Raw genomic sequence first — 23,024 nt, 5'->3', positions numbered from 1 at the left:
CATATACATCGATTTCGTCGCAAGGACGAAATCGAAAAGCTATTGATACCAGCCGAGTGGTTTTCCATTTTGGCTTATATTCACATGTTTTGTTTCCGTAAAAGCGGTGAATCCTTGTGGACCAAGCTCCCTGCCGATTCCGCTTTGTTTAAAGCCGCCCCACGGCGCATCGACATAAGGAGTATGATAACTGTTAATCCAAATCGTTCCTGCTCTAAGCTTTCCAGCGATTTGTTCTGCCCGTTCGAGATCGCGGCTAAAGATGCCAGCTGCCAGCCCATATACTGTATCATTTGCCAATTCGATCGCTTCTTTATCACTTTTGAAGCGTTGTACGGTAATGACAGGACCAAAGATTTCTTCTTGCACGATGCGCATGTCTTGGTGAACATTTACGAAAACGGCGGGGGAGAGGTAATATCCTTGTTCTTTGATGCGTTCTCCGCCCCGGAGCAAGACAGATCCTTCCTGTATCCCCATTTGGATGTAGTCTTCGACTTTCACCAAATGGAAGGCACTAATTAATGGCCCCATCTCCGTTTTTTCATCTAAAGGATCCCCGATGCGAAGGGAATCTAGTCTTTTTATCAGTTTATCTATAAATGAATCATAAAGACTTTCGTGGATAAGAATTCGTGAAGCGGCGACACACACTTCCCCTTGGTTCAGAAAAGAAGCAAACATTGTCCACTCTACTGTGTTATCAAGATCAGCATCTTCGAAAACTAGAAGCGGAGATTTTCCGCCGAGTTCCAGGGAAACCCGTTTCAAGCTACCAGCGCATTGTTCGTAAATCCATCGTCCTGTTTTTGTTCCGCCGGTAAATGATATTTTTTCCACATGAGGATGTGTCACCAATGTTTCTCCAACAGGAGAGCCGCCTCCAGGAACAAGATTAAACACCCCTGGTGGAAGACCGGCGGAATCGATAAGTTTTGTTAGTTCTATTAAAGATAATGGAGTTAATTCTGAAGGTTTAAAAACCATGGTATTTCCTGCAGCAAGCGCAGGTGCAATTTTCCATATCCCCAATAAAAGCGGAAAATTCCAAGGAACAATCAGCGCGCAAACTCCAATAGGTTCTTCGATGATTTTACTTATTGTTCCATCAGCCATTTTCTTTTCTGTAATGGTTCGTTGTTCAAGAAAGTCGGCATAATAACGAAGGCATTGTACAGAATCGCTCACATCGAGACGTGACTCGCGAATTGGCTTTCCCGTATTGATCGTCTCAATATAAGCGAATTTTTCTTTGTTTTTCTCTAGTAGATCTGCTAATTGACGAAGAACGGAAATTCGATAACTTGGATTCGACGGCCAATTTGTGTATTGAAAAGCATGACGGGCGACTTCGATCGCTTCCAATGTTTGTTGCAAGGACGCTTCATTAATTTCTGTTATCGCTTGTTCATTAGAAGGATTGATGATCGTTCTTTTTTCTCCGTTTCCTATATGCCATGCACCGTTTATGTACACATGGTAATTGGACATAAAAACTCTCCTTTTAGTGAGATGCTCTTATTGTGTTGTTGTTGCAGACAAGTTTTTTTGCAGTGATCGTCTTTTCTTTAAAGCAACCAGCGTGATCATTTCATATATAATTGCAGATGCTAACACAGCTGTAATTTCTCCGCTATCATAAGCAGGCAATACTTCCACTAGGTCAAATCCGACAATATTTAGCCCATCGAGTCCTCTTACATATTCTAGTGCTTCATAGCTAGTTGGTCCTCCTACTTCCGGTGTGCCAGTGCCGGGAGCAAACGCAGGATCAACAAAGTCGATATCATAGGAAACGAAAACAGGTTTGTCACCGACACGTTTGTGAATGCGTTTCATTACTTCAGAAAATCCAATTTGTCGAACTTCCTTCATGGTAATCACTTCAAAACCAAGCCGTCGCGCATCCTCTATATCATCCGCGCTGTAAAGCGGTCCGCGCATGCCAATTTGGATGGAATGATCAACATCTAGCAATCCTTCCTCGACAGCACGGCGGAATGGCGTACCATGCATATATTTTTCACCATAATAATGATCCCAAGTATCTCCGTGAGAGTCGAAATGAACAAGTGCCACAGGCCCATAGTGCTTATAAAATGCCCGTAAGTTTCCTAATGTAATGGAATGGTCACCGCCCATAATAATCGGAACGATATTTTTCTCTAAGAGTGGCAGCAGCTCTTTTACGATATTATCGTATGTTCGCAGCGCGTTTCCTGGAATGACATCAATATCTCCATAATCTACTCCAGAACAATATTCAAAGATATTAATATCCATATCTGGATTGTAAGGTCGAAGCAATACGGAAAAATTTCGGATGTGCTGCGGGCCATATCGTTGCCCAGTCCGGTTAGAAGCAGCGGTATCAAATGGCACACCCAGTACAACAAAATCAACATTGTCTGTTGTTTTGATATTTTCTAAACGCATAAATGTTCGAACTCCACAAAAGCGGGGAGATTGGGATGAATCTTTTGGCTTATACATGCAAAAACCTCCTTTAAAAATGAAAATTATTCTGCTTTTTAATTAAGATGCAAAAAGCGTGCCAAAAAAGAATACAGTTTTTTTGCAAAGAAATACGATAAATTGATTCAAAAATGGATTTTAATCCATTTTTGAATTGATGCCGTACTTTTTCAGTTTTCTCACCACGGTTGGTTGACTAATTCCAAGATAATCTGCCATTTCATAAGTCGTTTTACATTGTTTTGCTGCGCGCAGGAGCCATTGTCGTTCTATCTGTTCTATTGCTTCTTTTAATGTAGTAGGTTCTTTCTCTTTTTCTAACCATTGATTAGATCGTGTAGATTCGGGATATTTTTGGATAGAAAAAGGGAGATATTCAGGATAAATGGCTTTTGTTTCGGAGGTAATGACCAATCTTTCGATCATATTTTCTAATTCTCGTACATTACCTGGCCAATCGTAATGAATGAGATGATCAACAATGGATGGGTGAAAATATTTATCTGTTTGATATTTCTTGTTGAATTTTTCTAAAAAGTATTGTGTTAACATGAAAATGTCTTCTTTTCTCTCACGTAAGGCAGGTACGTAAATAGGAATAACATGCAAACGATAAAATAAATCTTGGCGAAATTTCCCCTGCTTCACCATTTCCTCTAAGTTCTGATTTGTCGAGGCAATCAGACGAAAATCAATCGTTCTTTCTTTAATTCCCCCAACGCGTGTTACTTTTTTCTCTTGTAAAACTTTTAGTAGCTTCGCTTGCATGGAAAGTGGGAGTTCGCCAATTTCATCAAGAAAAAGAGTCCCTTTATCTGCTAATTCGATCAGTCCAGGCTTCCCTGTTTTTTGTGCGCCAGTAAACGACCCTTTTTCATATCCAAACATTTCTGATTCAAATAGTGATTCGGGAATAGCGCTGCAGTTTACTTCGATAAATGGTTGGTTTCGTCTCGGACTATTTTGATGGAGGGCACGAGCAAATACATTTTTCCCAACTCCGGACTCGCCAAGAAAAAGAACCGTTGCATCTGATTTGGCAACACGATGCACTAGCTTCCAAATACGCTGCATGACTTTGCTTTGAATGACGATATTTTCATGTTTTAATTCATCCATTTCGATTTGATAATGTTCCATCTGCATTCTTAGTTTTTCATAGTCTTCTTTTAGACGTTCTAACTCTGTTAGATCATGTGAAAAACTAATCACGCGAATAATGTTGTTTTGTTTATCAAATACAGGCACGCCTGTTGCCATTACGACACGGCCTGTCGCAGTTCGCTGCATGACTTGAACTTCTTTTTTCTCTTTCAGTACTCTGGCCGTAACAGAAGGAGAAAATATATTTTCTTTCTCTAATTCATATACGGACTTTCCAATAAGATAGGAAACTTCTTTTCCGTAAATGGAAAGACAGTTGGGGCTCGCACGGAGAACAATGCCGTTTCCGTCTGTGATGACAATATTATCGTTAGAAGATTTTAATATGGCACATAACTCTAATTCCAAAACACCCGTTGCACTTTGCATGATCTCCCTCCTAGCTGTCTATCAGAACTTACATTACTAATTATTCAAAGAAGCAGAAAATCCCTTTTTATTTGTCATGAAGTTTTTGGCATGTTTTTTGCATCTATAAGAAAGTGAATACAAAACAATGGAGGGAGAAGCAGATGAAGACGGAAGCAAAAAAATTTATACAGTTAAAAACAACGATCCCGGGACAAAAAGCAGCAGAATTACTAAGAAAAAAAGAACAGAACGTTCCTCGTGGACCGTTTAATACAGTCCCTACGTTTGCAGTCAAAGGGGAAGGGGCGCTCTTAACGGATGTGGACGGAAACACGTTTATAGATCTTGCCGGTGCGATTGGAAGCCTCAATGTCGGTCATTGCCCGCCAAAAGTCGTAGAAGCGATAAAAAAACAGGTTGATCAGTATATTCATCCTTGCTTTCATGTGATGATGTATGAGCCATATATTCAATTAGCAGAAAAACTCAATGAAATTACCCCAGGCACCCATCATAAGAAAACATTTTTCTTAAATAGCGGAGCTGAAGCGGTGGAAAACGCTGTAAAAATTGCACGGAAATATACAGGCAGAAAAGCCATTATCTCCTTTGAAAGAGGGTTCCACGGGCGTACACTTCTTGCGATGTCGCTGACAAGCAAAGTAAAACCATATAAATTTGGATTCGGTCCGTTTGCGCCAGATACGTACAAAATGCCGTATCCATATTATTACCGAAAGCCATCTGGCATGACAAATGAGGAATTAGATGCAGAGATTTTGAGACGTTTGGAGGACTTTTTTGTATCTGAAGTTCCAGCAGAAGAAGTAGCAGCGATTATTATGGAGCCAGTACAAGGTGAAGGCGGTTTTATTGTTCCGTCAAAAATGTTTGTGCAAGGAGTAAAACAAATTTGTGAAAAATATGGTATCCTATTTATAGCAGATGAAATTCAAACAGGATTTGGACGAACCGGAAAGATGTTTGCCATTGAACATTTTGATGTTGTACCAGATTTAATAACCATGTCGAAATCGATTGGAGCAGGTGTACCAATAAGTGCGGTTACTGGAAGAGCAGAAGTAATGGATGCACCAAATCCAGGAGAAATCGGTGGGACATATGGAGGCAGTCCTCTTGGCTGTGTAGCGGCATTAGAAGTGATTAATATGCTGCAACAAGAACAGTTAGTCGAGCGTGCCAATGTTATCGGGCAAACGGTAATAAACCGGTTTAGACAGCTCCAGGAGAAATACGAAACAGTTGGTGATGTACGAGGACTTGGAGCGATGGTGGCAGTTGAATTTGTGAAGGATTCCAAAACAAAAGAGCCGAACAAAGAATTAACAGCAGCTATTTTAAAAGAATGCCATCAACGCGGTGTGATTGTCATGAGCGCTGGTATATACAGCAACGTCATCCGGCTACTAACACCGCTTATTATTACCGATGAGCAGTTAGCGGAAGCATTAGATGTGATTGAGGAAGTTATTAGTGAATTGGCATGAAAGAATAAAGAAAGAGGGGAGCACGATGAAAACAACCGTTGAAAGAAAGAAGCTTTATATTAACGGCGAGTGGGTTGAAGCGAAGTCGTATACGATGTTAACTTCCCCTTATTCAGGTGAAACACTAGCGGAAATTCCTGTGGCGACGGAAGAGGAAGTCGAAGAGGCGATTGCCGCAGCGTATAAAGCAAGAAAAGAAATGGCCAGTATGCCGGCATACAAACGGGCGGAGATTTTAGAAAAAGTAGTTGCACAGCTGCAAGAACGAGCAGAAGAAGCAGCGCGGATCATTGCCCTCGAAGCGGCCAAACCGATTACAACGGCAAAAGGAGAAATAGCGCGGACGATTCAAACGTACAAATTTGCCGCGGAAGAAGCAAAACGAATTCACGGAGAAACAATTCCGCTTGACGCGGCGCCAGGCGGGGAAAATCGCGTTGCTTTCACCGTCAGAGAACCGATTGGGGTTATCGGCGCGATTACGCCATTTAACTTTCCAATGAACCTTGTTGCCCACAAACTAGGTCCAGCGATTGCTTCCGGAAATACCGTTGTGTTAAAGCCGGCAAGCCAAACGCCGCTTTCCGCGTACTTTATCGCGGAACTATTTGAAAACGCAGGGCTTCCAAAAGGAGCATTAAACGTCGTAACGGGAAGCGGCAAAACCGTTGGCGATAAAATCGTGACAGACCCTCGCATCAGCATGATCACCTTTACCGGCAGCCCGGAAGTGGGAATCGGCATCCGCAATAAAGCGGGGTTAAAACGGGTTACGCTCGAGCTTGGTTCTAACTCCGCCGTCATTGTCGATGAACAAGTGGATATCGACCGCATTATTCCACGTTGCGTTTTTGGCGCGTTTTCGTTCCAAGGGCAAGTATGCATTTCGCTTCAGCGCATTTACGTGCATGAAAAGCGGTATGAGGAGTTTGTCGAAAAATTTATCGCTGCGGCGAAACAATTGAAAGTGGGCGACCCATTGGATCCAAACACCGATGTTTCGGCATTAATTACTCCAAAAGACGTCGATCGGGCGCTCGAATGGATCAAAGAAGCAAAACAAGATGGGGCAACCGTTGCCCTCGGTGGAGAAAGAGAAGGAAATATATTACTTCCAACCGTTATTTTGGACGCAAAACCAACGATGAAAGTATCGTGCCAGGAAGTATTCGCGCCAATCGTTCTCATTAACCGCGTTCGTTCGATTGAAGAGGCGATTGAGCTCGTCAATGATTCACGCTACGGATTGCAGGCAGGTGTATATACGGATAACGTACATGTTGCATGGGAAGCGGCGGAAAAATTGCATGTCGGCGGTGTACTCATCAACGATATTCCGACCTTCCGTGTCGACCATATGCCATACGGCGGCGTCAAGGAAAGCGGAATCGGCCGCGAAGGGCTTCGCTATGCGATTGAAGAGATGACGGAGTTGAAGCTTGTGATTTTCAATCACAATCGGTAATCATGAACCGTATCACCTTTTATGGTGGTACGGTTTTTCTTTTTTGCTTGCATGAGAAACATCAAAATAGCTTTATATTTTGCATGAAGCAGAAAAAGGAATAGAAATCGCTGATTGATTTAGAAATGAATTTTTTGATTCAAAAATGAATTAAAAAGCTGGTTGCTTCAGTAATGGAGAATAAAACGGAGGAGTAGGGAACGTTCTTTACAAGATGCTTTCCGAAATTTTAGAGAATGTAGAGAAACAAGTTCTTATGAAAGCAAAACAAAGATAAAATGGCAAAATCCATTGATATGAGACAGATATTTGTTATCATTAAATTAAAAAAATATTGAATTATATAAATGTTGGCACGGTATTTGCGTGTTATTTTTGTGAACAAACTGATTGGCTAAAGGGGAGAATGTACATGACTGAAAACAACTGGATGCAACTCTATCACAAAATGTCTGACTTGCTTGCGCCAACGATGGCAAAAGACCATCCTAACTTGCCGGTTGTCAAGGAAGAAGGATGCTATTACTACGGACTGGATGGAAAAAAATATCTTGATTTTACTTCCGGCATTGCCGTTGCTAACACCGGGCATCGCCATCCGAAAGTAGTACAAGCAATCAAAGATGCCGCGGACCGCCTTATGCACGGGCCGAGCGGAGTAATCATGTATGAATCGATCCTTCGTTTGGCTGAAGAGTTAACACATATTCTACCTGAAGGATTGAACTGTTTCTTTTTTGCAAACAGCGGAACGGAGGCGATCGAAGGTGCTATTAAATTGGCAAAACATGTGACGAGAAGGCCATATGTTGTTTCGTTTACGGGATGTTTTCATGGTCGTTCTTTAGGGGCGCTTAGTGTAAGTACGTCCAAAAGCAAATATCGAAAATATTTACAGCCGAACGGATTGACGTATCAACTGCCGTATGCCAATCCAAAAGATTGTCCGGATGGGGAAGATCCGGATGTGTATTTTGCGAATAAGCTTGAAAAAGATGTAGCTTCTTTATTTGCCCACCAAGTCACTCCAGAAGAAGTGGCATGTATGATCTTGGAACCGGTGCTTGGAGAAGGCGGGTATATTGTGCCTCCTAAAGGCTGGCTGCACAAATTAAGAGAAATTTGTGACCGTCATGGAATTTTGCTCATTTTCGATGAGGTGCAGACGGGTTTTGGCCGCACTGGTGAATGGTTTGCGGCACAAACATTTGGCGTCACTCCGGACATTATGGCGATCGCCAAAGGAATTGCTTCCGGCCTTCCGCTAAGCGCGACGGTTGCCTCGAAAGAGTTGATGCAGCAATGGCCGCTAGGGAGTCATGGTACGACATTTGGCGGCAATCCAATCGCATGTGCGGCAGCGCTTGCCACATTAGAAGTATTTAGAGAAGAAAATTTGCTGGAAAATTGCAAAAAAGTTGGAAAATACGCCCGTGAGAAGTTAGAAGTGTTAAAAGCGAAGCATCCAGTGATTGGAGACGTACGTTCAATTGGACTCATGATCGGCATTGAGATTGTTCATCCACATACTGGCGAACCGAATGGAGAAGGAGTGATGAATATTTTGAACCGCTGCCTCCAAAAAGGAGTTCTTTTCTATCTATGCGGGAATAAAGGAGAGGTCATTCGCATGATTCCGCCGCTGACCGTGACGAAAGAGCAGATTGATGAAGGATTAAGCATGCTAGATGAAGCATTGACAGAATATGAAATAGAAATTGGCGCACATCCGCTAATGACTGAAAAATAATAAGCAGTTCATTTGCCTAATATAAGAGGATGGGGGAATTTTCATGAACATACTTGATACGGGGGTTATTCTATTTTATTTTCTTCTTTTAATTATTGTGGGGATTTTGGGGGCGAAAAGAGCGAAAACAGTAGAAGACTATGCACTTGCTGGCAGAAATCTTGGATTGTTTGTCTATCTTGGATGTCTGTCTGCGGTCATTCTTGGCGGCGCCTCGACGATTGGAACAGCTAAATTAGGGTATCAATTCGGGCTTTCAGGCATATGGTTTGTATTTATGATTGGGCTTGGGATTACCGTACTTGGTTTGTTTTTTACTAATCAAATTTATGGTGCGAATGTTACTACGATTAGCGAATTGCTTGGACGCCGGTACAATAAAGAAACTCGCTTGATTAGCGCGCTTGTAGCAGCTATTTACACGATGATGGTCTCTGTTACGCAAGTAATAGGAATGGGCACTATTATTCATGCCGTGCTAGGTTGGAATATGACTGTTTCGATGCTAGTCGGTGGGGGAATCGTGCTGTTTTATACGATTCTCGGGGGAATGTGGAGTGTTACCATGACAGACATTATTCAGTTTATCATCATGACAGTCGGCATTTTTTTCGTTCTGCTGCCGATGAGTTTGTCCCATGTTGGCGGATGGAAATCGCTCTCTGAACAATTGCCTGCCACGCATTTTGACCTTACGTCAATGGGATGGGCGAACATTTTTCAGTACTTTTTACTATATACTTTAGGAATGGTTGTATCACAGGATATTTGGCAGCGGGTGTTTACGGCACGTACAACAAAAATTGCCCGGAGTGGTGCTGTATACGCTGGTCTATACAGCTTTGCCTATGCATTAGCATTAAGTATTATCGGCATGTGTGCGGTAATAGTTTTCCCAACCATTAACGATCCGCAAAATGTATTTGCAAAAATGTCGCTGACGATCTTGCCGCATGGCTTGTTAGGACTCATTCTTGCAAGTGTATGTTCTGCACTCATGTCCACTGCTTCTGGAACATTGCTCGCTTCTTCTACTCTTTTATCACATGATATTTTGAGGCACTATTGGCTAAAAGACATTAGCGATCAAAAGTTTGTTTTTCTGTCAAGAATGATCACTTTAGCCATTGGGATTATTGCTATTACGTTTGCCATTTGGATTCAAGATGTGCTCGTTGCGCTAGATGTGGCTTATGCAATTTTATCAGGTGCGATTTTTGTCCCTGTAGTGTTCGGATTCTTCTGGAAAAGAGCGACCACAAAAGCTGGTTTCTATTCGATTATTATTAGTTCGTTGGTCGTGCTTGTCGGGTTAGCGGTGGAAGGACTAAGTTCTACCAATCCGATTATGTATGGGATTGCAGCCAGCATTATTTCCATGATTATCTTTTCTTATCTTCAACCATCTTCTAACATACAGAAAGACAATGTCATAGTGCAAGGAAATGAAGATGAACAAAGCGTGTTTTAACGTATTTTATGTGAAAATGACAAAAAGAACCGTATCTCCTTTTGGATGATACGGTTTTTTCTTAAAAAATAAAGGAGTTTTGTAATAAAATGAGGAATTTAATATCAAGAAAATTGGTCAAACAAGGGGGATGAACATGGAAACAGTAGTACTTTCGTTTTCAGGAAATGTAGCCGTATTGGAACTAAATCGCCCAGATTCGTTAAACGCGATGAATGAGCAAATGCTAAATGAATTACTAGAAGCGCTGCGTGAAATTGAACAAAGCGCTGCGTTGATTGTTCTCATTCGCGGAAAAGGGAGAGGATTTTCCGCCGGTGGCGATATTAAAACGATGCTAAGTGTAGATGATCCAGAAAAATTTCCTGAAATTATGAACACCATTCAAGAAGTCATTATGACATTATACAACTTGCCGAAAATCGTCGTTTCCATTGTCCATGGGCCAGCGGCGGGGTTAGGACTAAGTTTTGCTTTGGCAAGTGACTATGTCATCGCGACAAAAGAAGCACGCTTAGCGATGAATTTTATTGGCATTGGTCTCATCCCAGACGGCGGCGGGCATTTTCATTTGGCGAAACGAGTCGGTGAAGTGAAAGCAAAACACATTATTTGGGAAGGAAAACCAATGAACGCCGAAGAAGCGTACCAGCTTGGCATCGTTGACTTTGTCGCCGAAGATGAAAAACAAATCGAACAAAAAATCGCTGAATGGCAAGCAAAACCGCTTCAGGCAATGATCGCCACGAAAACGTTGTACGCCAAGTTGACAAAAGATGAATTGTTAAAAGTGCTTCAGCTTGAAACAGAAGCACAGCAAAAAATGCGGCAAACCGAAGACCATCGCGAAGGCGTCCGCGCGTTTTTAGAAAAGAGGAAGCCGAAGTTTCAAGGGAAATAATAGGGCTTGCCCTTGTCTAAAATCTTTGGAAAGATTTTAGACAAGGGCTGTTTTCATGAAACGCAGGCTATCTCTTTTGTGAGATGCTAATGATGCAGAGGCTCAATATTACTTTTACATTCGTATGATTAGTCTTTTTGAAATACGACGTGACCATTAATCATGGTCATTTCTACGTTTTGCCGCAAATCGAATGGATCGCCGCTCCAAATGACAATGTCCGCATCTTTCCCGACTTCCACCGAGCCGACACGATCTTCTATACCTAGATGCTTTGCGGCATTTAATGTAATCGCCTGAAGGGCAAGAGACTCTTCTAATCCATGTTTGACCGCGAGAATCGCGCTCGTCATTAAATGTTCAATCCCGACAACAGGGTGATCAGTGGTAATCGAAAAAGACACTCCGGCGTCACGTAAAGCAAGCAGTGTATGCCAACCTTTATCGGCAAGCTCGACTTTTGAACGGGTAGACATGGTTGGACCGACAGATACCCGTATTTTGCTTTCGGCAATATACTTGGCAATATGATGTCCTTCTGTGCAATGCTCAATCGTATAATCAAATCCAAATTCCTTCGCCAGACGAATCACGGTCATAATGTCATCCGCACGGTGTGCATGAACGCGCATCGGTATTTCCTTTTTTAATACTTTTGCTAGATTTTCCAGTTTTAAATCCCGCTCTACTTCTTTTCCGCTCTCTATTTTTTGCAGATACGTTTGCGCTTGAATAAACTGCTCGCGAAACAGCGCGGCAATCCCCATTCTTGTCGTTGGGAGTTTTCCTTTGTCTCCATAGACCCGTTTTGGATTTTCCCCAAAAGCCGCTTTCATTCCTGATGGATTTCTTACGACCATTTCATCGACGGTTTGCCCCACTGTTTTGATAACTACCATTTCTCCGCCAATGACGTTAGCGCTTCCCGGCATCACTTGCACAGTGGTTACTCCTGCTCTTCTCGCATCATCAAATCCTTTATCTCTTGGACTAATTCCATCAATCGCTCTAACGTGGGGAGTAGCTGGAGAGCTGATTTCATTAAAGTCATGTCCTTCTTTTCCAATGCCTTCTTCATGGATGCCAAGATGGGTATGAACGTCAATCAATCCAGGTGTAATAAATTTTCCGGATGCATCAATAATCTCGGGATGATCAAACAGAGACGGATTTTGTAGTTGTGTCGTGACTTCCTTAATCTTCCCTTCTTCTACTACAATGCAAGCATTTTCGATTTTTTGCCCGTTCCCTACTAACAGGGTTCCGCCATGAATGACAATCATCGTCAATAATCTCTCCTTTTATAAAAAATTTTTTTAATAAGTATAAAAAAATATTATTGAATTTTTAAATAATTGTAATTATAATAAAAAATTAAAAAAATTTTTTTTGTATTGTAAATCGGTAGTTAAATTCAATTTTAATAACTTTTTAAAACACAAAAACAAAAAAATAGTATAGAAAAGGGGTAATTATGAAGTACGATATCGACGAGCTAGATAGACAGATTATTAAGTTACTCTCTAATGATGGAAGAATGTCGTTTACGGAAATTGCTAACAAATTGAATGTCACAGAAAAAACAGTCCGCACAAGATATAAAAATCTTATTGATCATGGCATTCTCGAAGTAGTCGGAGTAGTTAACCCGATTGCGTTAGGAATTCGAGCCGGAGCCATCATTCAATTAAAAGTGGAGTCACAAAAATTATTCGATGTCATTGATCGGTTAAAAGAAATGAAAGAGGTCCGCTATATTACGTTAACCTCTGGATGTTATCAGCTTTTAATCCAAATCGCTGTTCCGAGCCAAGATGAAATTACAGGTGTGGTGAAGACATTAAATAATATTCGCGGAATTATTGAAATGAATACCATTATACAACTAGAGGTGTATAAAAATACGTTTGATTACATTTAATATCGTGTTAGACATGGTCATTCTCTCACGAAAGTCATTGATTGAAGAGATTGGAAAACAACGATAGTAAACGTTTGTTCTAACGTTTAATGGGCATCCAACTTTTTAATTAAATATTAAGTAAAGAGGTGTGAATACTATGAAAATTTTTATCTCAGCGGATATGGAAGGAATTTCAGGAGTTGCGACTAACCAGCAGCTAAAAACAAATAGCGAGTACCAGCGGTTTCGTAAGCTTATGACGCAAGATGTGAATGCAGCCATTGAGGGAGCGTTTCTTGGAGGAGCAACGGAAGTGGTGGTTGCCGATGGGCATGGAAACATGTCTAACATTCTCATTGAAGAGTTGGATCCACGAGCCCGGCTTATTTCCGGGAGCAATCGAGTCATGTGCCAGCTTGAAGGTCTTGACGACAGTTTTGACGGCATTATGTTTGTCGGCCACCATGGGCGTGAGAATGGTTCGGAAAGAACGGTCATCAGCCACAGTTTAGCGGGAATTTGTGTGAACGAAATGAAGATCAACGGCCGTGTTGTGGGCGAAACGGAGATGAATGCGTTCGTAGCTGGTTATTACGACGTTCCTGCCATTTTTATTTCAGGAGACGATGCGTATGTCCATGAAGTCCGCAAAACGTTGCCGCATGTCGAAGCGGCGGTAGTAAAACGCGGGATTGATCGTTTTGCGGCAGAATTGCTCCATCCTGTCAAAGCTCATGAGCTGATTAAGGAAAAAGCAAAAAAGGCCGTACAAAAAGCAAAGCAATGCCCGCCATTGAAAATCGAGGGACCGGTCACATTCGAAATTGAATTTAAAGGGCCAAACCAAGCAACGATGACCACAACGCTTCCAACGGTTAAATTAATAGGGCCTCGGACTATCACTTTTACGTGTGATGATATTGTCACCGCTTATAAGCATATGTGGGGATGTGTCATCATTGCGATGACGGCGACGAATGGAGTATTAGGCCACGTAAACGCTTAGTGACCCATGATATGAATACTCATTAGAAGGAGGGATGGGCGTGTACATTGTCAAGCGCTTGTTGACGATGATTGTTACGATTTGGCTCATTGCTACGTTGACATTTATTATTATGAAATCTATTCCTGGCGATCCATTTGCTTCGGATGCCAACGTATTACCAGAAGAAGTATTACAAAATATTAGAGCGAAATATAACTTGGATAAACCGTTACCTGTTCAGTATGCATTATATATGAAAAATCTATTAACGTTTGATTTAGGCCCATCGATTCAATCGGAAACAAGAGATGTAAATACGTTGATTGCCGATGGATTCCCTGTTTCCGCTCTCCTCGGATTGCAATCGTTAGTTATTGCGCTTGTGCTCGGATTGCTGCTCGGCATTGTCGCTGCGTTAAATCATAATAAAGTGTTGGACTACATTGCCATGTTTATTGCCATTATTGGCATCTCGATTCCGAGCTTTATTTTAGCGCCGTTATTGATTAAATATTTTGCGGTGGGATGGAAACTACTACCTGTAGCATCTTGGGGAACATGGGCTCATTCGATCTTGCCATCCATCGCTTTAGCCACTACTCCAATGGCAGTCATCGCCCGTTTTATGCGCTCTAGTCTGCTAGAAGTAATGCAGCAAAATTATATCAAAACAGCGGAAGCAAAAGGCTTATCTCCTGTCGCCATTGTTATCAAACACGGTATACGAAATGCGATTTTGCCAGTCATTACATTTATTGGGCCATTGTTTGCCGTTTTGATTACAGGTACTTTCGTTATCGAGAAAATTTTCGCCATACCAGGACTTGGTAAATATTTTGTCGATAGCATTTTTAACCGTGACTATCCCGTTATTTTAGGAACGACGGTTTTCTTTAGTACGATTCTTGTAATTACCTTGTTCCTTGTCGATATTTCTTATCGTCTGATTGATCCGAGAATTAAGTTAACAAGTAAGGGGGAATAAGCATGATTCCGCAAAAAGAAGAGGATGCCTTATTTCGTCCCATTGATCGTAGTAGGCTCCAGCCTGATGTTATTCAAAGACCGAGTATTAGTTTCTGGAAAGAGGCCTTTATAAAGATTGTTAAAAATAAAATGGCGATGCTAGGAGCATTTCTCTTATTTGCGATTATCATCATGGCTATTATAGGACCTCATTTAGTTCCATACAGCTATGCAGATCAGGATTTAATGAATGGAAACCAGCCCCCTTCTAGCAAACATTGGTTTGGAACGGATGATTTAGGAAGAGATATGTGGTCACGTACTTGGTACGGTGCACGTATATCATTAACAGTCGGACTGGTTGCTGCTCTCATTGATTTAGTAATGGGGATTCTCGTTGGTGGAGTATCAGGATATATGGCTGGTCGAGGAAAACTAGGGGATCGCATTGACAACATTTTAATGAGGGTTGTGGAAATACTGTACGGCATTCCATATCTATTAGTCGTGATTTTACTCATGGTCATTATGGAACCAGGGTTATGGACGATTATTGTCGCGCTTTCGATTACAGGATGGGTAGGGATGGCCCGGATTATTAGAGGTCAAATTCTCCAATTAAAGCAACAAGAGTATGTAATGGCAGCACAAAAATTAGGAACGTCACATGCGAAAATTATTTTCCGTCATTTGTTACCTAATACATTAGGAATTATTATTGTCAATTTAACTTTTACGATTCCACAAGCCATCTTTGCTGAATCATTTTTAAGCTTTTTAGGATTAGGTGTACAAGCCCCGTTTGCGAGTTGGGGAACAATGGCGAACGATGCTTTAGGTGTTATTTTAAACGGTCAATGGTGGAGGCTGTTTTTCCCTGGTCTTATGATTTCCTTAACGATGTTTGCTTTTAATGTATTTGGAGACGGCTTACAAGATGCATTAGATCCAAGAAGAAAATAGGAGGTGATGGTCTCCATGAGCTATCTATTAGAAGTAGAGCATCTAAAAGTGACATTCCCTACGTATGGCGGCGAAGTTCAGGCGGTTCGGGATGTTTCGTTTTACATCGATCAAGGAGAGGTTGTCGCTATTGTTGGGGAAAGCGGAAGTGGTAAGACGGTAACCGTTCAAACGATTATGGGATTAATTCCTACGAAAAACATTAAAGATGGAAAAATTCACTTTAATGGAAAAGATATTATTCATTTGTCGAAAAAAGAAATGCGAAAATTAAAAGGTTCAGAAATAGGAATGGTTTTCCAAGATCCAATGACATCATTAAATCCAACAATGAAAGTCGGCAAACAGATTGCAGAAGGGATACGGAAGCATCAAAAACTATCAAAAGCCGAAGCGAAACAAAAAGCGATTGAATTGTTGCGTCTAGTAGGAATCCCTAACGCGGAAGAAAGGTATCATCAATATCCCCATGAATTTAGCGGGGGGATGAGACAGAGAGTGGTAATTGCCATTGCTTTAGCATGTAATCCAAAACTGCTCATTGCAGATGAGCCGACAACTGCGTTGGATGTTACGATTCAAGCGCAAATTCTTGATTTGATGAAAGAGTTGCAAAGAAAGATGGGGATGTCGATTATCTTAATTACGCATGACCTAGGTGTAGTAGCTGAAATGGCACAACGGGTCATTGTCATGTATGGTGGAACGGTTGTTGAAACGGGCACGGTTTTTGATATATTTGAAAATCCTAAGCATCCATATACGTGGGGGCTATTGCAGTCCATTCCAAATTTGCATGACAAGGAAAAGAAACGTCTAGTACCGATAGAGGGATCCCCTCCAGATCTTTTTTCACCACCAAAAGGATGTCCATTTGCACCGCGTTGTCGATATGCGATGGAAATTTGTGTAGAAAAAAGCCCGAAAGAATTCGATATTTCTAAAGGGCATACAGCAAGATGCTGGCTAAATGATCCGAGGGCTCCCAAAGTGGAAGAGTTCATTGCAGCAGGGAGGGAGTAATTGATGTCCGAGGAGATTCTTCAAGTAGAAAATATAAAGAAATATTTTAAAATCGGCCCTAATCAAACTGTCAAATCGGTAGACGGGATTTCCTTCTCTATTCGTAAAGGGGAAACGTTTGGATTAGTCGGTGAAAGCGGAAGCGGAAAATCGACATTAGGAAAGATGATTGTAGGTCTTTATCCTGCCACTTCGGGAAAGATCCGTTTTGACGGTCATGAATTAGGAAATTTAGATAGACAGACGCAAAGAAAATTAAATCGAGAAATGCAAATGATTTTCCAAGACCCGCATGCATCATTAAATCCTCGAATGAGAGTAGGTGACATCATTGCGGAAGGGATTGATGCCTATCATTTAGCAAAAGGAAAAGAAAGACAAGAATTAGTTTATCACCTTCTTGAAAGGGTAGGATTGCGGCCTGAACATGCGCAGCGATTCCCTCACGAATTTAGTGGAGGTCAAAGACAACGGATTGGTATTGCGCGCGCATTAGCGGTAAAACCGAAATTTATTGTTGCGGATGAGCCGATTTCCGCTTTAGACGTTTCCATTCAAGCGCAAGTAGTTAACTTGCTTGATGATTTAAAACGAGAAGAAGACTTAACCTATTTGTTTATTGCGCATGACCTTGGAATGGTAAAACATATAAGCGATCGGATTGGGGTAATGTATCTTGGAAAAATGATGGAAATCGCGGAAAGTTCTGATTTATTTGAAGAACCGTTGCATCCTTATACGCAAGCGCTTTTGTCGGCGATTCCGATTCCAAATCCAAGGCTAGCTAGGAAAAGGGAAAGAATCGTTCTTTCAGGAGATCCACCTAGTCCTGTTCATCCTCCAAGCGGCTGTAGATTTCGAACGAGATGCCCATATGCAATGGATATTTGCTCCAAAATGGAGCCAGCTTGGAGAGAAGTAAAGAAAGACCATTGGACAGCTTGCCATTTGTATAATCAATAAACATTTAAAGGGGGATAAAAAGCATGAAAAAAGTTTTCGCAAGTATATTTGCATTACTATTATTGGTTTCCACCGTGTTAGCTGGCTGCGGCAGCGAGGGAACTTCGGGAGATGGAGCAGCCAAAAATATTAAGCAAGAAATTACGTTAAATGCGATGAGCGAACCTCCAAGCTTAGACCCTGCTCTTGCATCGGATACAACATCAGGTTGGATTATCGATCACCTATTTGAAGGACTGTATACGAAAAATCAAAAAGGTGAACCTGTATTAGGGGCTGCAAGTGATGTAAAAGTATCAGACGATGGAAAAACTTATACGTTTACGATTCGCGATAATGCAAAATGGTCTGATGGCGATCCGGTGACCGCCCAAGATTTTGAATATGCTTGGAAACGTGTGATCGATCCGAAGACAGGAAGCCCATTTGCTTTTTACATGTACTATATTAAAGGTGCGGAAGAATATAACAAAGGAAAAGGAAGTGCCGATCAGGTAGGAGTTAAAGCCTTGGATGATAAAACGCTGCAAGTGGAACTAAAGGCACCATTAGGCTATTTTGACAAGCTATTAACGATGTGGACGTTTTATCCGGTAAAAAAATCGCTCGTCGAATCGAATCCAAAATGGGCTGCCGAAGCAAAAGGATATGTAAGCAACGGAGCTTACCGATTGACTGAATGGAAACATAACAGCGAAGTAGTGATTGAAAAGAACCAACACTACTGGAACAAAGACGCGATCAATATGGAAAAAGTAACATGGAAGATGGTCAATGATGCGACAACATATTATCAAATGTACAAAACAGGAGAGCTTGATTTAATTGCAACGTTGCCTACAGATGCGATTGCTCAAGAAAAAAATAATAAAGAATTCAAAGTCGTTCCGTACTTTGGAACTTATATGTTTATGTTTAACGTAAATAAAGAGCCGTTCAATAACGCAAAAATCCGTCGTGCATTTGCCATGGCCATCGATCGAAAAGCCATTGTAGAAAACATCACTAAATCAGGAGAAAAACCGGCATATGCATTTGTTCCATATGGGGTAAATACTCCAGATGGTGATTTCCGAGAAGTAGGAGGCGCGTATTTTGAAGAAAATGTAAAAGAAGCGAAAAAATTATTACAAGAAGGAATGAAAGAAGAAGGTTGGAATAAACTTCCGGAAGTTACTTTAATTTATAATACGGCCGAAAACCATAAAAAAATTGCTGAAGCAGTTCAAGAAATGCTGAAAAGAAATCTTGGCGTGAAAATTAAGCTGGCTAACCAAGAATGGAAAACCTATTTGGAAACAACTGATCAGTCGAATTTCCAAATGGCGCGTATGGGATGGATAGGAATTTTTGTTGATCCAACCGTTATTTTAGACTATTACTTAGGCGACAGCCCGAACAACCGTACAAACTGGGTAAACAAACAATTCGATGATCTAATGGCTAAGGCGAAAGTCGAGCAAGATGATAAAAAACGTTATGAACTTCTTCATGAAGCGGAAAAGGTCTTAATGACAGATATGCCATTTATACCTGTTTATTTCTATTCGCAAAACTACTTGACGTCATCGAAATTCAAAGGCATTGTGTATCCTGTCAACCGTTACCCGGATGTGCGCTGGGCGAAAAAAATAGCTGAATAATTGCTGAAAAAGGGAAGAATTATTTTCTTGGAAGATAATTCTTCCCTTTCACCTCATAAAGGGGAGATAGTAATATGCTGCTGTATTTCAGCGCCATTTTTTGCACTGCCGTTGTTTTGCTGCTGACGAAAATGATATATGGAGTAAATACGCTTACTTTCATTAATCAATGCTTTTTATATGGACTCACTATATTGGCGGTTGGGGCATGCATTTTTGTTTACCAAACAGGTTTTTTCCATTTTTTCTTCAAAGGATTTCGGCAAATGTATCAGTGGATTGTGCCTAAACCAAAAATGTTAATTCGTGAAGAAGAAAGGCTGGCTAATGATGATTGGTTGAAAGAATGGAGAAGCCGAACGCTCAATAATGTTAAAAAAATTTTGCTAGGCATTGGCACAGGTTCTATATGCATGTCTTTGACTTATTTATTTTTCTACTATTAAAAGAATTTTAGGAGGAAAAGGAGCAAATGAAAAAACTTTTATTAACGGGTTTTGTTCCGTTTTTAGAATTTCCTATTAATCCGACGGAACAAATTGCAAAAAATTTAGATGGAGCAAGTATAGGAAAATATCATATTTACGGGCGGGTTCTTCCCGTTGATTTTTCGCAATCGGCATTGACTTGTTTAGAATACTTGGAGCAAATACAACCCGATGTTGTTATTTCCCTTGGTCTTGCGGCGGGTCGTACAAAAATCACTCCGGAACGGGTCGCGATCAATTGTAAAGACGGCGGGCCGGATAACCGCGGAGTGCGGGCGCAAGACGAGCTGATTGTAGAGGATGGACCAACAGCCTATTTTTCGACATTGCCGATCCGCCGTTTTGTCAATGTCTTAAATGAAAAAGGATATCCTGCGCAAATTTCCAATACGGCGGGAACCTATTTATGCAACAATGTGATGTATTCCGTTTTGCATAAAGTGCAGAGTGAAAACATGCCTGTAAAAGCTGGATTTGTTCATCTTCCTGCTTCGCACGAGTTGGCCATCCAGAAACCGACTCTTCCAAGCTGGTCGCAAGAAGACTTGCAAAAAGCGGTGATGTGCATGATCGAAGCATTAGATTAGTTCACCATCTAAAAAACAGGAGCTTTTAAAGGGTCAAGTCCTGATTATTGTGTAAAATTTCGCTCTCGGTCCAGCGAATTTAGGCCTTAGGAAAATTAAACAGCTTTTTGCCGTTTCTTTTTACACAAAAACTCGGACTTCATCCTTTTTAAAGTGGATAGTAGCACAGAAAAAGCCGGCCAGATGTTAAGGTCGGTTTTTCATTTGAAAAGATCTTCTAAGTTGATGTGAAATCCCTTTAGCACTTCAGATCGAGCGATTCCTTTTTCCTTCAGCGCGTCCAGCTGTTGATATTGCCCTTCATCGTTTAGGGCATAAATTTGAACGATGTTTAACATTGGATTGACGATCCAGTATTCGTTTACGCCATATTGCATATATAAGTTCAGTTTAAAAACAAGGTCGTGGGATTGGTTAGAGGGACTTAATATTTCGATAATGAGTGTTGGCACTCCAACAAATTTATTTTCCGTCAATCCGTTTTTATCGCATATAACCGATAAATCAGGAACCACTATTTTCGTTCCTTCCATTTTGTTGTTTTTTAGTTCTATGTCAAAAGGCGCGTGGAACACTTCGCAATCTTTGCCTTCTAAAAAATTGAATAATTTGGCATGAAGTCTTCCTGAAACTCGTTGATGTTGAGTAGAAGGCGATGGTGACATAAAGACAATTCCGTCAATATATTCTAAGATCCTTTCTGTATTTTCTCTCATTTTGTAAAATTCTTCGAGAGAGACAAAATTTTCTTTGGGTAAGCTCACAACAACATCCTCCCTCTTTTGTTTTCACTTCTTGTTTATATTATAAACGACGATTATTCGTTTTCATTATGTTTCCGGAACTGGCGCTGATTTTTCAAAAATATGGCCGCAAAAACAATTCAGCATACATGGTTGAAACCAATGAAGTCGATCTAAGTTTGGATCACTAGAAAACTGCCGATTTTTTTACATAACTTCCGGAACTGAATCGATGAAGCTAGGGATTGATGGAAAAAGAAACGGTACAAAGCGGTTTTTATTTTCCGGACACATAAGCTCGCTGGGCTGGGAGTCTAGGGTTTAGCCTGTTGCATTAGACGCAACGAAGTTTGATTATTTTTTTGCAGGAATTTTGCGTGCATTTTTGGAAGATTTTATATGGAGCACTTTATGGAGAAAGGTGAGGAAAATGTTGCATACACTTTCTGTTCCCATTATTCAAGCGCCGATGGCTGGAGGTGTTTCCACTCCAGCGCTGGCTGCGGCTGTATCCGAAGCAGGCGGGCTCGGTTTTTTGGCAGGCGGTTATAAAACGGCGGAAGAAATGCGGAAGGAAATTGCTGCGGTTCGGGAGCTGACCGATAAGCCGTTTGGCGTTAACATTTTTGTCCCAAGCGAAGAAGACGTAGACGAGAAAGCGCTGCTTTGTTACCGGCAAGTGTTGGAGAAAGAAGCGGAACGATTCGGTGTGCCGCTAGGGGAGGCGAAATGGGATGATGATGATTGGGAAGCAAAGCTCGCTGTTTTGTATGAAGAAAAAGTTCCTGTAGTAAGCTTTACGTTTGGCTGTCCTTCGCCTGACATCATCGCAAAATTGAAAGAAAAAGGTTCGTTTGTCGTTGTGACTGTGACATCAACGGAAGAAGCGTTGATCGCCAAACAGGCAGGGGCGAACGCATTATGTGTGCAAGGGCCGGAGGCGGGGGGACATCGAGCGTCATTTCGCAATAACGCCGCTTCCCATGAAAACGCCAGCTTGCTTGTTTTATTGCAACAAATCCGTGAAGTGGTCGATATTCCGTTGATTGCCGCCGGAGGAATTATGAGCGGGCGAGATATCGCCGCGGTGCTTGCCGCGGGGGCGTGCGCCGCTCAGTTAGGCACGGCGTTTTTGCGCTGCCCGGAAAGCGGGGCCAATCCGCTGCATAAAAACGCATTAGTCGATCCGCAATTTCAAACTACCAATGTCACCCGTGCGTTTACAGGCCGTTCCTGCGCGCGGATTGGCAAACCGATTCCTGATCGAATATGATAATCTGGCTCCTGCGGCATATCCGCACATTCACCATATGACAAAGCAGCTTCGCAAAGCGGCTGCTCAGGCAAACGATCCGCAGGCGATGTCATTATGGGCCGGGCAAGGATACCGCTTGGCGAAAGACATGCCGGCGGGGGAGATTGTAAGGTTGTTGATGGAGCAAGTTAAGGAAGCGGTAGAGGAGATAAATAGGTTGTTATGATGAGCAACAATATAGGACATTTTTTATTATGGGTACAATTTAAAAATAAGTTTAAGTTAAGAAAAAGAATGTCATAATGCTTCATCAAAGATTGTAACTACTACAATTGAAAGGAGGGGTATCATCTCATACCCGTCAAGTTAGCTGTATAAAATTTTTTAGGATGATACGCATGTTCGAAAAATCAATCA

Annotated in this window: 19 protein-coding genes and 1 pseudogene; 15 read left to right on the top strand and 5 right to left on the bottom strand. The window is 41.4% G+C overall.

Annotation, left to right across the window (positions count from 1 at the left end; translation table 11 throughout):
- Positions 1 to 39: 39 nt before the first annotated feature.
- From NXM86_RS10145 to NXM86_RS10135, 3 genes are all read right to left on the bottom strand, one after another.
- Positions 40 to 1,491 (bottom strand): aldehyde dehydrogenase family protein, encoded by a 1,452-nt coding sequence (locus NXM86_RS10145; RefSeq protein WP_498957958.1) that lies wholly within the window; start codon positions 1,489 to 1,491, stop codon positions 40 to 42.
- 27 nt (positions 1,492 to 1,518) lie between these two features.
- Positions 1,519 to 2,493 carry an agmatinase gene (speB, locus tag NXM86_RS10140; protein ID WP_042411808.1) on the bottom strand — a complete coding sequence of 325 codons (975 nt, stop codon included), beginning with the start codon at positions 2,491 to 2,493 and terminating at the stop codon, positions 1,519 to 1,521.
- 120 nt (positions 2,494 to 2,613) lie between these two features.
- Complete coding sequence (locus tag NXM86_RS10135; protein WP_498957956.1) at positions 2,614 to 4,008, bottom strand: sigma-54 interaction domain-containing protein; 1,395 nt, start codon at positions 4,006 to 4,008, stop codon at positions 2,614 to 2,616.
- Positions 4,009 to 4,151: 143 nt separating this feature from the next.
- On the opposite strand from NXM86_RS10135, the gene gabT reads away from it, so the two are divergent.
- From gabT to NXM86_RS10110, 5 genes are all read left to right on the top strand, one after another.
- Positions 4,152 to 5,498, top strand: a complete 1,347-nt coding sequence (gene gabT / locus NXM86_RS10130) for a 4-aminobutyrate--2-oxoglutarate transaminase (protein WP_081189560.1) — start codon at positions 4,152 to 4,154, stop codon at positions 5,496 to 5,498.
- A 25-nt stretch (positions 5,499 to 5,523) separates the two neighbouring features.
- Positions 5,524 to 6,963, top strand: a complete 1,440-nt coding sequence (locus tag NXM86_RS10125) for an aldehyde dehydrogenase family protein (RefSeq protein WP_081189559.1) — start codon at positions 5,524 to 5,526, stop codon at positions 6,961 to 6,963.
- Positions 6,964 to 7,375: 412 nt separating this feature from the next.
- Complete coding sequence (locus tag NXM86_RS10120) at positions 7,376 to 8,713, top strand: aspartate aminotransferase family protein (RefSeq protein ID WP_081189558.1); 1,338 nt, start codon at positions 7,376 to 7,378, stop codon at positions 8,711 to 8,713.
- A gap of 43 nt (positions 8,714 to 8,756) precedes the next feature.
- Positions 8,757 to 10,184, top strand: coding sequence for a sodium:solute symporter family protein (locus NXM86_RS10115; protein WP_081189557.1), 1,428 nt, complete (start codon positions 8,757 to 8,759; stop codon positions 10,182 to 10,184).
- A 136-nt stretch (positions 10,185 to 10,320) separates the two neighbouring features.
- Entirely contained in the window at positions 10,321 to 11,085 is a 765-nt protein-coding gene (locus tag NXM86_RS10110; RefSeq protein ID WP_498957955.1) for an enoyl-CoA hydratase, read from the top strand.
- Positions 11,086 to 11,213: 128 nt separating this feature from the next.
- On the opposite strand, the gene NXM86_RS10105 is transcribed toward NXM86_RS10110, so the two are convergent.
- Complete coding sequence (locus NXM86_RS10105) at positions 11,214 to 12,368, bottom strand: amidohydrolase (RefSeq protein ID WP_081189556.1); 1,155 nt, start codon at positions 12,366 to 12,368, stop codon at positions 11,214 to 11,216.
- 191 nt (positions 12,369 to 12,559) lie between these two features.
- Between NXM86_RS10105 and NXM86_RS10100 the strand changes: the two genes are divergently transcribed.
- From NXM86_RS10100 to pcp, 9 genes are all read left to right on the top strand, one after another.
- Positions 12,560 to 13,006, top strand: a complete 447-nt coding sequence (locus NXM86_RS10100; RefSeq protein WP_081189712.1) for an Lrp/AsnC family transcriptional regulator — start codon at positions 12,560 to 12,562, stop codon at positions 13,004 to 13,006.
- Positions 13,007 to 13,145: 139 nt separating this feature from the next.
- Positions 13,146 to 13,994, top strand: a complete 849-nt coding sequence (locus tag NXM86_RS10095; RefSeq protein WP_042409415.1) for a M55 family metallopeptidase — start codon at positions 13,146 to 13,148, stop codon at positions 13,992 to 13,994.
- Positions 13,995 to 14,034: 40 nt separating this feature from the next.
- On the top strand, positions 14,035 to 14,961 hold the full coding sequence (locus NXM86_RS10090) for an ABC transporter permease (protein WP_498957954.1): 927 nt from the start codon (positions 14,035 to 14,037) through the stop codon (positions 14,959 to 14,961).
- 2 nt (positions 14,962 to 14,963) lie between these two features.
- Positions 14,964 to 15,905, top strand: a complete 942-nt coding sequence (locus NXM86_RS10085; protein WP_498957952.1) for an ABC transporter permease — start codon at positions 14,964 to 14,966, stop codon at positions 15,903 to 15,905.
- 15 nt (positions 15,906 to 15,920) lie between these two features.
- Complete coding sequence (locus NXM86_RS10080) at positions 15,921 to 16,928, top strand: ABC transporter ATP-binding protein (protein WP_498957951.1); 1,008 nt, start codon at positions 15,921 to 15,923, stop codon at positions 16,926 to 16,928.
- A gap of 3 nt (positions 16,929 to 16,931) precedes the next feature.
- Entirely contained in the window at positions 16,932 to 17,891 is a 960-nt protein-coding gene (locus tag NXM86_RS10075) for an ABC transporter ATP-binding protein (RefSeq protein WP_498957950.1), read from the top strand.
- A 23-nt stretch (positions 17,892 to 17,914) separates the two neighbouring features.
- Positions 17,915 to 19,534, top strand: coding sequence for a peptide ABC transporter substrate-binding protein (locus tag NXM86_RS10070; protein WP_498957949.1), 1,620 nt, complete (start codon positions 17,915 to 17,917; stop codon positions 19,532 to 19,534).
- Between the two features lie 74 nt (positions 19,535 to 19,608).
- Positions 19,609 to 19,980, top strand: coding sequence for a DUF3899 domain-containing protein (locus tag NXM86_RS10065; RefSeq protein WP_061579722.1), 372 nt, complete (start codon positions 19,609 to 19,611; stop codon positions 19,978 to 19,980).
- Between the two features lie 26 nt (positions 19,981 to 20,006).
- Complete coding sequence (gene pcp, locus NXM86_RS10060) at positions 20,007 to 20,609, top strand: pyroglutamyl-peptidase I (RefSeq protein WP_061579723.1); 603 nt, start codon at positions 20,007 to 20,009, stop codon at positions 20,607 to 20,609.
- A 200-nt stretch (positions 20,610 to 20,809) separates the two neighbouring features.
- Here the strand turns inward: pcp and NXM86_RS10055 are convergent, their stop codons facing one another.
- Positions 20,810 to 21,373 (bottom strand): Uma2 family endonuclease, encoded by a 564-nt coding sequence (locus NXM86_RS10055; protein ID WP_375217003.1) that lies wholly within the window; start codon positions 21,371 to 21,373, stop codon positions 20,810 to 20,812.
- Between the two features lie 409 nt (positions 21,374 to 21,782).
- Between NXM86_RS10055 and NXM86_RS10050 the strand changes: the two are divergent.
- Positions 21,783 to 22,833 (top strand): annotated as a pseudogene (locus tag NXM86_RS10050) (nitronate monooxygenase).
- The last annotated feature ends 191 nt before the right edge of the window (positions 22,834 to 23,024 follow it).

Source organism: Geobacillus sp. CX412 (assembly GCF_027942335.1).
Lineage (GTDB): Bacteria > Bacillota > Bacilli > Bacillales > Anoxybacillaceae > Parageobacillus_B > Parageobacillus_B toebii.
The sequence above is the reverse complement of the archived record's forward strand: the minus strand, read 5'-3'. Positions and strand labels throughout refer to the sequence as shown.